Origin of the sequence: Desulfoferula mesophila, from assembly GCF_037076455.1 — a bacterium.
GTDB classification, from domain to species: Bacteria; Desulfobacterota; Desulfarculia; order Desulfarculales; family Desulfarculaceae; genus Desulfoferula; species Desulfoferula mesophila.
This window is the reverse complement of the sequence record NZ_AP028679.1, coordinates 3846526-3860990: the sequence shown is the minus strand read 5'-3', so window position 1 is coordinate 3860990 and position 14465 is coordinate 3846526. Positions and strand designations below refer to the sequence as shown.

General features: G+C 65.6%; 20 protein-coding genes. 17 read left to right on the top strand and 3 right to left on the bottom strand.

Translation table 11 applies throughout. The annotated features are described in order from the left end of the window. The first annotated feature begins 71 nt into the window (after positions 1-71). From rplE to rplQ, 17 genes are all read left to right on the top strand, one after another. Positions 72-629, top strand: a complete 558-nt coding sequence (gene rplE, locus AACH32_RS17760) for a 50S ribosomal protein L5 (protein WP_338602485.1) — start codon at positions 72-74, stop codon at positions 627-629. Positions 630-644: 15 nt separating this feature from the next. Beyond that, complete coding sequence (locus AACH32_RS17755) at positions 645-830, top strand: type Z 30S ribosomal protein S14 (protein WP_338602482.1); 186 nt, start codon at positions 645-647, stop codon at positions 828-830. 11 nt (positions 831-841) lie between these two features. Continuing rightward, the gene (gene rpsH, locus AACH32_RS17750; protein ID WP_338602479.1) at positions 842-1237 is read left to right on the top strand and encodes a 30S ribosomal protein S8; all 396 of its coding nucleotides are present in this window, start codon (positions 842-844) and stop codon (positions 1235-1237) included. 17 nt (positions 1238-1254) lie between these two features. Continuing rightward, positions 1255-1794: a 50S ribosomal protein L6 gene (gene rplF, locus AACH32_RS17745; RefSeq protein WP_338602477.1), complete on the top strand. Its 540-nt coding sequence runs from the start codon at positions 1255-1257 to the stop codon at positions 1792-1794. 23 nt (positions 1795-1817) lie between these two features. Further along, positions 1818-2186: a 50S ribosomal protein L18 gene (gene rplR, locus AACH32_RS17740; RefSeq protein ID WP_338602475.1), complete on the top strand. Its 369-nt coding sequence runs from the start codon at positions 1818-1820 to the stop codon at positions 2184-2186. A gap of 63 nt (positions 2187-2249) precedes the next feature. Then, positions 2250-2741 (top strand): 30S ribosomal protein S5, encoded by a 492-nt coding sequence (rpsE, locus tag AACH32_RS17735; RefSeq protein ID WP_338602473.1) that lies wholly within the window; start codon positions 2250-2252, stop codon positions 2739-2741. Between the two features lie 18 nt (positions 2742-2759). After that, positions 2760-2951 carry a 50S ribosomal protein L30 gene (gene rpmD, locus AACH32_RS17730; RefSeq protein WP_338602471.1) on the top strand — a complete coding sequence of 64 codons (192 nt, stop codon included), beginning with the start codon at positions 2760-2762 and terminating at the stop codon, positions 2949-2951. A 10-nt stretch (positions 2952-2961) separates the two neighbouring features. Next, positions 2962-3405, top strand: a complete 444-nt coding sequence (gene rplO, locus AACH32_RS17725) for a 50S ribosomal protein L15 (protein WP_338602468.1) — start codon at positions 2962-2964, stop codon at positions 3403-3405. A 25-nt stretch (positions 3406-3430) separates the two neighbouring features. After that, positions 3431-4717, top strand: a complete 1287-nt coding sequence (gene secY / locus AACH32_RS17720) for a preprotein translocase subunit SecY (protein ID WP_338602465.1) — start codon at positions 3431-3433, stop codon at positions 4715-4717. Between the two features lie 69 nt (positions 4718-4786). Then, positions 4787-5428, top strand: a complete 642-nt coding sequence (locus AACH32_RS17715) for an adenylate kinase (RefSeq protein ID WP_338602462.1) — start codon at positions 4787-4789, stop codon at positions 5426-5428. Positions 5429-5456: 28 nt separating this feature from the next. Continuing rightward, on the top strand, positions 5457-6203 hold the full coding sequence (gene map, locus AACH32_RS17710; RefSeq protein WP_338602459.1) for a type I methionyl aminopeptidase: 747 nt from the start codon (positions 5457-5459) through the stop codon (positions 6201-6203). An 89-nt stretch (positions 6204-6292) separates the two neighbouring features. Continuing rightward, positions 6293-6409: a 50S ribosomal protein L36 gene (gene rpmJ / locus AACH32_RS17705; RefSeq protein ID WP_338602456.1), complete on the top strand. Its 117-nt coding sequence runs from the start codon at positions 6293-6295 to the stop codon at positions 6407-6409. 11 nt (positions 6410-6420) lie between these two features. Next, positions 6421-6792, top strand: coding sequence for a 30S ribosomal protein S13 (rpsM, locus tag AACH32_RS17700; protein WP_338602454.1), 372 nt, complete (start codon positions 6421-6423; stop codon positions 6790-6792). Then, the gene (gene rpsK / locus AACH32_RS17695) at positions 6793-7188 is read left to right on the top strand and encodes a 30S ribosomal protein S11 (RefSeq protein ID WP_338602451.1); all 396 of its coding nucleotides are present in this window, start codon (positions 6793-6795) and stop codon (positions 7186-7188) included. A gap of 38 nt (positions 7189-7226) precedes the next feature. Next, a complete protein-coding gene (rpsD, locus tag AACH32_RS17690; protein ID WP_338602449.1) occupies positions 7227-7853 on the top strand; it encodes a 30S ribosomal protein S4 in 627 nt (208 codons plus the stop codon). Positions 7854-7869: 16 nt separating this feature from the next. After that, on the top strand, positions 7870-8877 hold the full coding sequence (locus tag AACH32_RS17685; protein WP_338602445.1) for a DNA-directed RNA polymerase subunit alpha: 1008 nt from the start codon (positions 7870-7872) through the stop codon (positions 8875-8877). Next, positions 8874-9242: a 50S ribosomal protein L17 gene (gene rplQ / locus AACH32_RS17680; protein ID WP_338602443.1), complete on the top strand. Its 369-nt coding sequence runs from the start codon at positions 8874-8876 to the stop codon at positions 9240-9242. The genes AACH32_RS17685 and rplQ overlap by 4 nt, the downstream gene beginning before the upstream one ends. Before the next feature lie 82 nt (positions 9243-9324). On the opposite strand, the gene AACH32_RS17675 is transcribed toward rplQ, so the two are convergent. The 3 genes from AACH32_RS17675 to AACH32_RS17665 are packed head-to-tail and all read right to left on the bottom strand — an operon-like array spanning position 9325 to position 14463. Further along, on the bottom strand, positions 9325-10917 hold the full coding sequence (locus tag AACH32_RS17675; protein WP_338602440.1) for a hypothetical protein: 1593 nt from the start codon (positions 10915-10917) through the stop codon (positions 9325-9327). A 13-nt stretch (positions 10918-10930) separates the two neighbouring features. Beyond that, the gene (locus tag AACH32_RS17670) at positions 10931-12112 is read right to left on the bottom strand and encodes a glycosyltransferase family 4 protein (RefSeq protein ID WP_338602438.1); all 1182 of its coding nucleotides are present in this window, start codon (positions 12110-12112) and stop codon (positions 10931-10933) included. Next, positions 12109-14463, bottom strand: coding sequence for a glycosyltransferase family 4 protein (locus AACH32_RS17665; protein WP_338602435.1), 2355 nt, complete (start codon positions 14461-14463; stop codon positions 12109-12111). The genes AACH32_RS17670 and AACH32_RS17665 overlap by 4 nt, the downstream gene beginning before the upstream one ends. Positions 14464-14465: the final 2 nt, after the last annotated feature.

Below are 14465 nucleotides of genomic sequence, written 5' to 3'. Positions count from 1 at the left end.
CAGGCAGAGCGCCCGGCCCCTGGGACGAGCCGGGACCACTAGACCGGCTTCAACAGAGGAGCTAGAGGAAGATGGAACAAAAAGCCAAACCCAGGCTGCGCAGCTACTACGATGAGCAGGTAGTGCCCCAGCTTATGGAGAGCTTCAACTACGACAACATCATGCGGGTGCCCCGCGTGGTCAAGACCGTGCTCAACATGGGCGTGGGTGAAGCTATCCAGAACATCAAGGTGCTCGACGCCGCCGCCGAGGAGCTGACCCAGATCGCCGGCCAGAAGGCCATGATCAACCGGGCCAAGCGCTCCATCGCCTCCTTCAAGTTGAGGGAAGGCATGCCGGTGGGTACCTCCGTGACCCTGCGTCACGAGAACATGTGGTACTTCCTGGATAAGCTGATGCACATTGCCCTGCCCCGGGTGCGCGACTTCCGCGGGGTGAGCCCCAAAGCCTTCGACGGCCGGGGAAACTACACCCTGGGCATCAAGGAGCACATCATTTTCCCGGAGATCGAGTACGACAAGATCGACAAGGTCAAAGGGATGAACATCACTATCGTAACCACCGCCCCTACCGATGAGGAGGGACGGGCCCTGCTTAAGCTGCTGGGCATGCCTTTTAAGGCGAATTAGTGGGAGGCGAGTAAGTTGGCCAAGACAGCATTGAGAAACAAGGCCAAGAGTAAGCCCAAATTCAAGGTGCGGGCCTACAACCGCTGCCCCATTTGCGGCCGGCCCAGGGCCTTTATACGCAAGTTCGGCATCTGCCGCATTTGCTTTCGGAACATGTCGCTTCGGGGCGAGATTCCCGGCGTGATCAAGTCGAGCTGGTAGGAGAAGTCGCCATGTCTATGCAAGATCCCGTGGCCGACCTGCTCACTCGCGTGCGTAACGCGATGATGGCCCATCAGGACGAGGTGACCATTCCTTCCTCCAAGCTCAAGGCCGCGGTGGCCAAGGTGCTCGTGGAAGAAGGCTATGTCGCCGATTTTTCGGTGCAGGCCGACGACAAGCAGGGACTGTTGACCATCAAATTGCGCTACGTTGCCGGCGTGCCGGTCATCGAGGGCATCCAGAGGGTCTCCAAGCCCAGCTGCCGGGTTTACGTGGGTTACGACGAGATCCCCAAGGTGCGCAGCGGCTTGGGCATCAGCATCCTCTCCACCCCCAAGGGCGTCATGAGCGACAAGACCGCTCGCACGGCCAAGGTGGGCGGTGAAATTCTCTGCACCGTGTGGTAGGGGATGGGAGTTAAGCAATGTCTCGCGTAGGTAAAAAACCGGTGGACCTGCCCAACGGGGTGCAGGTGACCATCGAGGACGGCAAAATAGAGGTCAAGGGTCCCAAGGGCACCCTCAGCCGCGAATTGCACCCCCTGGTGAAGGTGGAGCAGCAGGACGGCAAGGTCGTCATCTCCCCCATCGACGAATCCCTCAAGGCCCGGGGCCTGTGGGGACTGTTCCGTTCGTTGATCGCCAACATGGTGCAGGGGGTGAGCGGCGGCTTTACCAAGGTGCTGGAGATCAACGGTGTCGGCTATAGGGCCGAGGCCGCCGGCAGTACCTTGAAGCTGGCCTTGGGCTTCAGCCATCCGGTAGAGTTCGCTCTGCCCGAGGGCATCAGCGGCTCGGTGGAAAAGAACACCATAATCACCCTGAGCGGCATCGACAAAGAGCTCCTGGGTCAAACCGCGGCCACCATCCGCGCCTTCCGGCCTCCCGAGCCCTACAAGGGCAAAGGCATCAAGTATGCCGAGGAGACCATCCGGCGCAAGGTGGGCAAGGCCGGCGTGAAGTAACCGGGGCACAGGGGTATATAACCATGGGTAAGACCTCCAAGAGAAAAGTCGCCTGGGCCAAGCGCAAGGTGCGGGTGCGCCGCAAGGTGCGCGGCACCAGTGAACGCCCCCGGCTGTGCGTTTTCCGATCCTTGAACAACATCTATGTGCAAATCATAGACGATGAACAAGGCAACACCTTGGCGGCGGCGAGCAGCCTGCCCCAGGAGTTGAGCGGACACGAAGGACACCGGGGCAACCTGGAAACCGCCAAGAAGGTGGGCGCGGCCATAGCGGCCAAGGCCCAGGCCAAGGGCATCAAGCAGGTGGTTTTCGACCGCAACGGATTTTTGTACCACGGCCGGGTGAAAGCTCTGGCCGAGGCGGCCCGCGAAGCGGGTCTGGATTTCTAGGAAGCGCACGCGCTTCTTGATAAGAGGAAAAAGGCCTTGCTGGACAGACGCAGAAGAAGAGAAGTGAGCGAGGAAGAAAACCAGCTCATCGATAAGGTTGTGCACATCAACCGCGTGGCCAAGGTGGTCAAGGGTGGGCGTCGCTTCTCCTTCGCGGCCGTGGTCGTGGTGGGAGACGGACAGGGCAGCGTAGGCTTCGGCCTGGGCAAGGCCAACGAAGTGCCCGAGGCCATTCGCAAGGGTGTGGAAAAGGCCAAGCGCGACATGAGCCCCATACCTTTGGCCGAGGGGACCATCCCCCACGAGATAGTCGGCCGCTACGGCGCCGGACGGGTTCTTCTGAAGCCCGCCCGTCCCGGAACGGGGGTTATCGCCGGGGGGGCGGTGCGCGCCGTGTTGGAGGCCGCCGGGGTCACCGACATCCTTACCAAGGTGTTGGGCACCCACAACCCCCACAACGTGATCAAAGCCACCATGGAGGGGCTGCGCTCCCTCAAGAGCCCCGAGGACATGGCCAAGCGCCGCTCCTTGCCGGTGGATCAGGTGGTGGCCTAAGGGCCACAGAGGTGAGCCATGTCTGATAAAACCTTTCAGGTGAAGTTGGTCAAAAGCGGTATTGGCCGCCCCAAGCGGCACCGGGATACCTTGAAGGGCCTAGGCCTGACCAAGATGAACAAGGTCATGACCCTCAAGGACACGCCGGCCATCCGGGGCATGGTCAAAAAGGTGGAGCACCTGGTTCAGGTGCTGCCCGACGAGAATTAGAGGAAGCACCATGAAGCTCAATGAACTCGCGCCCCCGGCTGGGGCCAAAAAAAGCCGCAAGCGCATCGGGCGCGGCCAGGGCTCGGGCACCGCGCAGACCGCGGGCAAGGGCCACAAGGGCCAGAACTCCCGCAGCGGCGGCGGCGTGCGGCCCGGCTTCGAGGGCGGCCAGATGCCCCTGCAGCGGCGTCTGCCCAAACGGGGCTTCTCCAACTATCCCTTCCGCCAGAACGTCGCGGAAGTGAACCTGCGCGACCTGACCGGCTTCGCGGCCGGCAGCGTGGTGGACGCCCAAGCCCTGGCCGAGGCCGGCCTCATCAAGGGCACCTTCGACGCCATCAAGCTGTTGGGGGACGGCGAAATCCAGGTTGCGCTTACCGTAAAGGTGGACAAGATCAGCGCCGGCGCCAAGACCAAGGTCGAGGCGGCGGGCGGATCGGTGGAGTTGGTGTAAGGTGGCAGTCGCTGGCGTCGGCAATATGCTCAGGATCCCGGAGCTCAAGCGCCGGATATTCTTCACGCTTATCATGCTGGCCGTGTACCGGGTTGGCTGCGCCATCCCCACGCCCGGCATCGACGCCGACGCGCTCAGCGCCTTTTTCGCTCGTTACCAGGGCACCCTGCTGGGCCTGTTCGACATGTTCAGCGGCGGCGCCCTGGAGCGCATGAGCATCTTCGCCCTGGGCATCATGCCCTACATCAGCGCCAGCATCATCCTGGAGCTTCTGACCGTGGTGGTGCCTTACCTGGCCCAACTAAAGAAGGAAGGCCAGGACGGGCGCAAGAAGATCACCCAGTACGCCCGCTACGGCACCGTGGTGTTGGCTCTGGTCCAGGGCTTCGGCATCGCGGTGGGCCTGGAGTCCATGACCAGCCCCGGCGGAGCCATGGTGGTTCCCGACCCGGGTTGGGCCTTCCGGGTGATGACCATGATCACCCTGGCGGCGGGCACCTCCTTCATCATGTGGCTGGGTGAGCAGATCACCGAGCGGGGCATCGGCAACGGCATCAGCCTGATCATCTTCGCGGGCATCGTGGCCCGCATGCCCAGCGCGATCCACAGCACTTTCCGCATGATGAGCCTGGGCGAGATCAACATCTTCATGCTGGTGATCCTGGTGATCATGATGGTGGCGGTCATCGCGGCCATCGTGTTCGTGGAATCTGGCCAGCGGCGGCTGCCGGTGCAGTACGCCAAACGGGTGGTGGGACGGCGCATGTACGGCGGGCAGACCACCCACCTGCCGCTGAAGATAAACACCTCGGGAGTTATTCCGCCGATCTTCGCCAGTTCGATCATCATGTTCCCGGCCACCATCGCCCAGTTCATCCAGATCGACTGGGTGAAGCAGGCGGCTTCGGCCATCACCCCCGGCGGAGTGATCTACAGCCTGTTGTTCGTGGGCCTGATCTTCTTCTTCTGCTACTTCTACACGGCGGTGACCTTCAACCCCGAAGACGTGGCGGACAACATGAAGAAATACGGCGGCTTCATCCCCGGTATCCGCCCGGGCAAGCGCACCGCCGAATACATCGACCGGGTTTTGACCCGTATTACCCTGGGCGGTGCCGTGTATGTAAGCGCGGTTTGCGTGCTGCCCACCATCTTGATCAGCCAGTTCAACGTGCCCTTTTATTTCGGCGGCACGGCACTTTTGATCGTGGTGGGCGTGGCCATGGACACCATGGCCCAGATCGAGAGCCACCTGCTGCAGCGCAACTACGAAGGCTTTATGAAAAAAGGCGTGGTCAAGGGGCGGCGCTAGACGGCTATTGGGAGGCTTCTCCGCGGAGAAGATTTTGTGGGGATCTAAGGTTGGAGAGGGAGTGAGATAATGAACCTGATTCTGTTAGGCCCTCCGGGGGCGGGCAAAGGGACCCAGGCCAAGATGCTCATCGAAGCCTACGGGATACCTCAGATCAGCACCGGCGACATGCTGCGCGAGGCGGTGAAGAACCAGACCGCGCTGGGCATGGAGGCCAAGAAATACATGGACTCCGGACAGTTGGTGCCCGACGAAGTGGTCATCGGCCTGGCCAAGGACCGCATTGCCCAGCCTGACTGCGGCAAGGGTTTCATGCTCGACGGCTTCCCGCGCACCGTGCCCCAGGCCGAGGCCTTGGACAAGGTCCTGGCGGACATGGGCAAGAAGATCGACCACGTGATCAGCATCGAGGTGCCGAGCAGCGAGCTGCTGGGACGCCTCACCGGGCGCCGCACCTGCAAGGCCTGCGGCCAGGGCTTCCACGTGATGTTCGATCCGCCCAAGAAAGAGGGCGTTTGCGACAAGTGCGGCGGCGAGCTGTATCAGCGCGACGACGACAACGAGGCCACGGTGAGCAACCGGCTGAAGGTCTACGAAGACCAGACCGCCCCGCTCATCGACTACTACAAGGCCAAGGGCTTGCTGCGCCCCATCGACGGCGTGGGGGCCATGGGCGAGATCCTGGATCGCATCAAGGCGGTCTTGGGATAACGCCGGCCGGAGCGGGACAAGCATAGGCATGATCGTCCTGAAAACTCCGGCGGAGATCGAGCTGATGGCCGAGGCCAACCGTTTGGTGGGCCAGGTGCTCAGAGCGGTCAAGGCGGAGGTAAAGCCCGGGGTGACTACGGCCCACCTCGACGAGTTGGCCGAGTCCATGTGCCGGGATGCCGGGGCCGTCCCCGGGTTCAAGGGCTACCACGGCTACAAATACAGCCTGTGTTGCTCGGTGAACAGCGAGGTGGTGCACGGCTTCCCGCGTCCCGAACCCCTAAGGGAGGGAGACATCCTCTCGGTGGACTTCGGGGTGGTCCTCAACGGCTTCAACGGCGACGCGGCCATGACCATCGCCGTGGGGCAAGTGAGCGACGAGGCCAAGCGGCTGATGGCGGCCACCGAGGCCTCCCTGGCCGCGGGCATAGAGATGATGCGGCCCGGCAACCGGCTGGGCGACGTCTCGGCGGCGGTGCAAAAGGTGGTGGAAAACGCCGGCTTCAGCGTGGTCCGCCAGTTCGTGGGCCACGGCATCGGGCGGGCCCTGCACGAAGACCCCCAAGTGCCCAACTTCGGCAAGGCCGGGCGGGGGGTGGAGTTGAAGCCGGGGCTGGTGCTGGCCATAGAACCCATGGTCAACGCCGGGGCTTACGAAGTGAAAATATTGGCCGACGGCTGGACGGCGGTCACCGCTGACGGTAAACTTTCGGCCCACTTTGAACACACCGTGGCCGTCACCGAAGACGGTCCGCGAATACTGAGCCTGCCCTAAGGGGCAGGGATAACTGCAGGCCGGATGCGGCATCGGGCTCGCTGAGAGTCCGTGGCAAACGGCACGGCTGATTAAAGAGAGATGGTCCCATGAAGGTTCGGGCATCGGTCAAGCGCATCTGCAAGGACTGCAAGATCATCAAGCGCGCCGGCGTGGTGCGGGTGATTTGCAAGAAAAACCCGCGTCACAAGCAGCGCCAGGGTTAGGGAGGATAGGCGTGGCCAGAATTTCAGGCATCGACCTACCGCGTAACAAGCGCATCGAGATCGCGCTGACCTACATCTACGGCATCGGCCACACTTCGGCGGCCAAGATTCTGGCCGAGAGCGGGGTGGACCCCGCCACCAAGGCCGGAGAGCTGACTGATGAGGAGATCAACAACATCCGTCAGGTCATCGACCACGCCTATAAGGTGGAGGGCGATCTGCGGCGCGAAATCTCCATGAACATCAAGCGCCTGATGGACTTGGGCTGCTACCGGGGCCTGAGGCACCGCCGCGGTTTGCCGGTGAACGGCCAGCGCACCCGGACCAACGCCCGCACCCGCAAGGGCCCCAGCCGGGCGGTCATGGGCAAGAGGAAGAAGTAAATGGCCAAAGCGGTGAAAAAAGGCGTTCGCAAGCGCAAGGAAAAGAAGAACATCCCCAACGGGGTGGTTCACATTCAATCCACCTTCAACAATACGGTGATCACCATCACCGATCCGCAGGGCAACACCGTTGCGTGGTCCAGCAGTGGCGTGCAGGGCTTCAAGGGCTCGCGCAAGTCCACTCCCTTCGCGGCCCAGCTGGCCGCCGAGGACGCTGGCAAGAAGGCCATGGACAACGGCATGCGCACGGTTGAGGTGGAGGTCAAGGGGCCCGGCTCCGGACGCGAGGCCGCGCTTAGGGCCCTGGGCAATGTTGGCTTCAACGTAACCGTCATCCGCGACGTAACCCCCGTTCCCCACAACGGCTGCCGCCCGCCCAAGCGGCGCCGCGTGTAGTGGGTCGGGGCCACCGCTAGCGACACGGAGGAGCTATTTTGGCTCGATACCGAGGATCAGTGTGCCGGCTTTGCCGCCGCGAAGTTCAAAAGCTCTATCTTAAGGGCGACCGCTGCTTCAGCGATAAATGCGCCGTGGAACGCCGCGCCTTCCCTCCGGGGCAGCACGGCCAACGCCGCGGCAAGACCAGCGACTACGGCCTGCAGCTTCGCGAGAAGCAGAAGGTCCGCCGCATGTACGGCCTGGCTGAGAACCAGTTCAAGCTGACCTACAAGCGCGCCGCCCGCATGCGCGGGGTTACGGGTCACAACCTGCTGATGCTCCTGGAGCTCAGGTTGGACAACGTGGCCTATCGCTTGGGGTTCGCCGGCAGCCGGGCCCAGGCCCGGCACTGGGTGCGCCACGGCCATATCACCATCAACGGGCAGCGCGTGGACATTCCCTCCGCTCGCGTGAAGCCCGGCGACGTGGTGGCGGTCAAGGACGGCAGCCGCGAGATCGCCCAGCTTAAGCAGTCCCTGGAGGCCGTGGCCCGGCGGACCGTGCCCGGCTGGCTGGAGCTTGAGGCTGATAAATTCCGGGGTACGGTCAAGGCGTTGCCCAGCCGCGAAGAGCTGACCATCCCCATGCAGGAGCAGCTCATCGTGGAGCTGTACTCCCGCTAGCAGTTAGAGAGAGGTCATGGAGAGAAACTGGAGAGAACTCATCAGGCCGTCGCGCCTGGAGGTGGACGAAGAGACCCACACCCAGTACTACGGCAAGTTCTCCTGCGAGCCGCTGGAGCGAGGCTTTGGTCATACCATCGGCAACGCCCTCAGGCGCATCCTGATCTCATCCTTGCAGGGGGCTGCCGTAACCAATGTTCGCATGGATGGGGTGTTGCATGAGTTTTCCACCATCAACGGAGTGATGGAAGACGTAAGCGACATTATCCTCAACCTCAAGGGCGTGCGGCTGAAGTACCTGGGCCACGACCCGGCGATAATGCATATTGACGCCAAGGGTGAAGGCGTGGTCAGCGCCGGGGACATCCAAGCTCCGCCGGACGTGGAGATACTCAACCCCGAGCACCCGGTGGCCACCCTGGGACCGGACGGCAGCCTGCGGGCCGAGCTCACGGTGAAAACCGGCAAGGGCTATGTGACCGCCGACCGCAACAAGAGCGAGGAAGATCCCATCGGGGTGGTGGCCTTGGACGCGGCCTTCAGCCCCATCGTGAAGGTGAACTACGTGGTGACCCAGGCCCGCGTCGGCCAGATCACCGACTATGACAAGCTGACCCTGGAAGTGTTCACCAACGGCGCGGTGACCCCCGAGGACGCGGTGGCCTACGCGGCCAAGATCCTCAAGGAGCAGCTGAGCATCTTCATCAACTTCCAGGAGGAGCCCGAGCCCCACAAGGAAGAGTCGGTCGAGGAGCCCTCGCTCAACGACAACCTCTTCCGCACCGTGGACGAGCTGGAGCTCTCGGTGCGCAGCGCCAATTGCCTGAAGAACGCCGACATCAAATACATCGGCGAGTTGGTGCAGAAAACCGAATCCGAGATGCTCAAGACCAAGAACTTCGGCCGCAAATCCCTGAACGAGATCAAGGAGATGCTGGTCGAGATGGGCCTGAGCCTGGGCATGACCGGCTTGGACGACTTCCCCAGCCGGGAGGAACTCGAGGCGAGGACGAAAGAAAAATGAGACACGCTAAGGATAATCGCAGGCTTTCGCGCACCACCTCCCATCGCAAGGCCATGCTGCGCAATATGGTGACCTCGCTGTTCGAGCACGAGAAGATCGAAACCACCGAGGCCAAGGCCAAGGAGCTCAAGCGCGAGGCCGAGAAGATGATCACCCTGGCCAAGCGCGGCGACCTGCATGCCCGCCGTCAGGTGGAGGCCTATATCCGCAGCCACAAGGTGTGCAGCAAGCTGTTCGAGGACGGCAAGAGCCGCTACAACGGCCGCCAGGGCGGCTACGTGCGCGTGCTGCCCACCCGGGTGCGCCGGGGCGATGCCGCCTCCATGGCCATGGTGGAGTTGGTGGACGAGGGCGCCGCCAAGTAGACCCGAATCGTTTCGAAAAACAGGCAGGGTTTCCCTTCTCGGGGAACCCTGCTTTTTTGTGGCCGATCCGGTTGGCCCGTATCTAGTACAGGAACACTTTTCTCAAGACCAAGGTCACCGGCGGCTTACCCGGCGGATTGTCGTAGAGGTAGCGCAGGCGCACGCTGGTCAGGCGCTCCACCCGGCCGCCCAAATACAGGCCGGTGAAGTAGTCGTGGGCCATGAAGGCCTCGCCGCTGGCGGTGTAGACGATCCAGGTGGAGGCCAGGCGGGCGGGGCGGTGCTTGGCCTCCAGGCCCGTCTCGCGCCGGTCCAGATCCCACTCCGCCGTGTCGATGCCCGCCCTGAGCTGGTAGATGTGGGGCAGGTCCTGCTCGTCGGTGGCGATGAGCTGGGCCACCACCTGGCCCTGCTCCACCTGCCCCCCGTCGCTGAGTAGGCTGATCACGAACACCCGGCTCAGGTTGCTGAGCCAAGTGGGGGGCTTGAGCTCCACCTCCGGGTTGTGGGGGCCCAGCACCGTCTCCTCGCTGAGCAACACCGCGCGCGCCCCGTCCGAGAAATAGGAAGGGAGGTGGGCGTTGGCCGGGGGCTGCATCAGCCAAAAGGGGCTGAAGGCGGCCAGCAGGGCCAGCACCGAGCAGTAGACCCCCACCACCTTGCGCTCGCGCCCCAGGCGGGGGCTGTCGCTGCCCCCCAACAGGGGCTGGGCGTATTCGGCCAAGAGCCCCACGCAGGTGACCATGAAGGCCCCCAGGCCCACCGCCCGGAGCCAGATAGCGTCGGTGAACATGGCTCCCACCCGGGGATACCACCAGGCGGCGGCCAGGGTCACCCCCGCGCCCACGCCCCACCAGATCAGCATGAGGGCGCGCAGCAGCCAGTAGAAGGACAGGGGGCGGGCTTCCTGGGCCTGCTCGGCCTGTTCCTCGGCGCCCCGGCGCAGGCGGGGGCTGAGCAGGCGCAGGCAGGCCAGCCCCACCATGATGGCGCACACCACGGCCAGGGGGGCCAGGGGCAGCCAGCTCACCGCCAGGGCCGGCCCGGCGCCCAGGCCCACCGCCAAAAAGACGATCCAGGCCAGGCGGCGGTCGCCGCCCAGCAGGCGCACCACCGGCAGGATGGCCCCGGAAACGCCTCCCCACAGGGCGGCGGCGGCCAGGGGCATCCAGAGCTCCCCCGCGGGAGGGGGCCACAGGGCGGTGAGGTCCGGGCGCACCCAGGGCAGGATCAACAGGCAGGCGAGGAAGGCGATGGCCGCGCCGGCCAGGAGGGCCAGCAGCTCGCCTTCGGGCCTGGCGCGCACCCGGCTGCGCAGACGCAGGCTGAGACCGGCCAGGCTCAGCGTGACCCCGCCCAAATAGACGATGCCCAGCCACAGCTTGTAGTTGCCCAGGCCCAGGGAAGCGACCAGTAGCACCACGAACACCAGGCCCAGGCCCAGGGCGGCCCAGGAGCAGGCGCCCGCCCGCAGCAGGTGGTGGGCCTTCTCTTCGTGGTCGGGCTGGGGCCACAGGGCCCGCCAAACGGCCCCCAGGCCCAGGGCCAGCAGCCAGCCCAGGGAAAACCACTGCTGCTCGTGGCCCATGCGGGGCAGGTCCAGGCGGGGCCATAGCCACCACACCGACGCCGCCACCATCAGGGCCAGGGCGGTTTCCAGAAGCCAGCCGAGCAAGCGGTCTTTGGTCTCAGGCAGCAGCAGCCACCTCCTCGTAAACCTTCAGCGTCTGGGACGCGGTGCGCTCCCAGGAAAAACCGGCGGCTCGTTTGAGCCCCAGGGCCCGGTAGCGGGCGGCCAGCTCCGGGTCGCCCCGCAGGGCGTCCAGGGCTCGGGCCAGCGCCTGGGCGTCGCCGGGCGGCACCAGCAACCCGGCGTCCTCCACCACCTCGGGCACCGCCGCGGCGGCTACCGCGGCCACTGGCGCGCCGCAGGCCATGGCCTCCAGGGGCGGTAGGCCGAAGCCCTCGTAGAGCGAGGGAAAGGCGAAGGCCGCGGCCCCGGAGTACAGGGCGGGCAGGTCGGCGTCGGGCACGAAGCCCAGGAAGCGCACCGCCTCGCTCAGTCCCAGCTCCACGATGAGCCGGGTCAGGGCGGGGTAGTGCTTGTCTTGGGCCACCTGACCGGCCAGGGCCAGGGTGGCCGCACCGCCGCCCTCCCGCAATATTAGCAGGGCCCGCAGCAGGGTTGGCAAGTCCTTGCGGGGGTCGATGCCCCCCAAATAGAAGAAGTATTCCCTCTCCGCGAGGCCGTAGCGGGCCAGGACCTCCCCCCGCGTTGCCGGGTCTTCCACCGGGGCCAGGCCGGGGTCCACGGCCAGAGGCGCCACGCTGATGCGCTCCGGCGGGATGCGGTAAAGCTCTACCAGGTCGCGCTTGGTGCACTCGCTGATGGCCAGGATGCGCGCCGCCCGGCTAAGGCAGCGGGTCTCCAGCCAGCGAGCCGCGTGGAAGACCTGGGGGTTGCGCCCTTCGATGTAGATCTCCTCCATGCGCTGGAAGATCAGGTCCTGGCAGGTGAGCACCGTCCTGGGCCCCAGGCGGGCCGGGGCGTCGGCGTGGCTGAGAAAATGCACCACCCGCCCCTGTTGCCAGGCCGGGGCCAGGGCGCGGGGCAGGGTATAAAACTGGCCAATGAGGCGTTCGCCGCCGGGCAGGGACTGGGGCCCGGAGCCCACCGCCAGGCGGGGCGACGGGTCGGGCAGCTCGGGCTGGGGCAGATCGCGGCGCAGGATAAACGACAACTCCCCCGGCTCCACCTGCTGGAACATGGCCGTGAAGAGGCTTTTGGCGTAGCGGCCCAGGCCCCGCTGGGCGTGCTCCTTGTAGCCCGGCTGCAGGGCCCGGGCGTCGATGAGGGGACGGGCCTTCACGGGGCCAACTCCAGGCCCAGGCGGCTGGTGAGCACCTCTCGTAGATCAGCGGCCACCCGCGCTGGGGCGAAGCGTTGCAGGCGCTCCTGGCCGGCCACGCGTAGGCCGGCGGCCAGGGCGGGGTCGGTGAGCACCCGGGCCACCGTCTCGGCCACCCGCTGGGGCTCTTTGCGCTCCAGCAGGATGCCGCCGTCCCCCAGGGTGCCCGGCACCCCGGCGGCCCCGTAGGCCACCACGGGGATGCCCAGGTGCATGCACTCCACCAGGGGCACGCAAAAGCCCTCGTGCTCGGACAGGCACAGGTAGCAGTCGGCCCGGCGGTAATAGGCCATCAGGGCGGCCAGGGATACGTGCCCCGAGAAGTGCACGTCAGGCACGGCCAGACGGTCCACCAGCTCGCGCAGGCCTTCGGCATAGGTCTCGCAGCCCACCTCGCCGCCCACGATGAGCATGCGCACGCCGGGCACCAGGCGGGACAGCCAGTACTGGGTCTTGATGAGGTCCTCGATCTTCTTGTTGGGCACCAGGCGGCCCACGTGCAACACCGCCGGGCGGCCGTCGTCAAAGCGCTGGGCCACGAAGGGGTCCGAGGGGGTGGCCAGCACCGAGGTGTCGATGACGATGGGCACCGTAGCCGTGGCCGGGCAGCCCGCCTCGCTGAGTTCGGCGCAGTTGTAGTCGCTCACCCCCATACCCAGCTCCACCGCCGGGGCGATGCGCCTTAGCTGCTCGCGCCCCAGGCGGGCCCGGGCCGCGCTCTCGGGGTTGCACAGGTCCAGGAACTCGGCCGGGGTGATGTTGTGGTAGCGCAGCACCCGGCGGCCCGGCAGCTCGGGCAACAGGTCGGCCACCGGATGGCCGATGGAAAAATGGAACAGCAGCACGTCCTGGGGCCGGGCCTGCTTGGCGTACTCCTCGATGGGACGAGCCTTGTCGGCCAGGCGGGGGTGGATGGAGTGGGCGAAGATGTCCGAGCTGATCCCCCAGGAGCGCAGGGTCTTCTGGATGGCCAGGGCGTCGTTGCCGATGGCGTCGCCGAAGCTGAAGTCCGGCACCATCTGGTGCACCGCCGGGCCCGAGGCCAGGCGGGGGCGCCGGGGAGCCAGGGCCCGCTCCAGGGTGGTGGGCTCGCACGCCGGTTCGGCGCTCACCGTCTCGATGACCTTGAGGTAGTTGTCCACCACCACCGGCCAGGAGAAGTTGCCTTGCACGTAGGCGGCCCCAGCCCGGGCCATCTGAGCCCGCAGTTCGGGGCGCTCCAGCAGGTAGTCCAGGCACTCGGCGAAGTGGGGGTAGTCCTTGAAGGCCAGGCCGCCGCCGCTGGCCAGCACGTGCCCCTGAGTAACCGGGCAGTCGGCGTGCACCATCACCGGGGTGCCGGCCAGCCAGGCCTCCATGATCACCCGCGAGAAGCTCTCCATGAGCGAGGGCTGCACGAACACCTCGGCCGCCGCATAGGCGTCGTGCTTTTGCTGCACGCTGACAAAGCCCAGGTCCAAGACGTGGGCCTCGCCGCCGGGCGGGATGTCGGCGGGCAGGTTGCCCACCAACACCAGCTTGAGCCCGGCCGGTCCCCGGCCCTCGGCCTTGTAGCGCAAGAAATAGTGCACCAGCAGGGGGGTGTTCTTGCCCGGGTCCTTGCGCCCCGCGTAGAGGATAAAGGGCTCGCTGAGGCCGAAGTCTTGCCGGAAGCGCTCCGGGTCGTGGGTCCAGTGGGTGTCCATGCCCTCGCCCACGATCACCGGTTCGGTGCGCCCCAGGTCGTAGAGCCCGGCGGCCAGGTCGCGCTCCGGGGGCACGTGGAAGCAGACCATGCGGCTGGTTTCCATGGCCCGTTTCACCGCGGCCATGCGGGCGTAGCCCTCGTCGTGCAGGCAGGGGATGATCAGGCTCTTGGCCGGGTGGATCAGCGGCCCCCACACCGAGGAGGTGAACAAATAGGGGATATAGAAGAAGGGGCCTTGTTCGGGGTGGGCCGCGATGTGGGTGAGCAGCTCGGGGCTGTAGACCATGTTGCGGTAAAAGTCGCGCTCTTCGTCCGGGCTAAGCACCGCCCCGGCCAGCACCCGCATGTTCAGGCCGTCGAAGCGGGCCGCGTCGCGGGGGGCCACGGGAAAGCGGCGCACCGTGACCCCGTTTTCCACGGTCTCGCCCACGGGCAGGGTGTCGCGCTCCCAGTCGCTGCCCAGGCCGCTCAGGTTGGTGGCCAGGGCCTGGACCCGCACCCCGGCGGCGGCCAGGTTTTCGGCGGTGAGCCGGGCCTCGGCCTCGGCCCCGCCGGGCACCTGCTCCCCGTACCAGGGCAGCACGAAGGTGCAGGACAGGGGCTGGCCTGGGCGCGTGGCGGTCATGC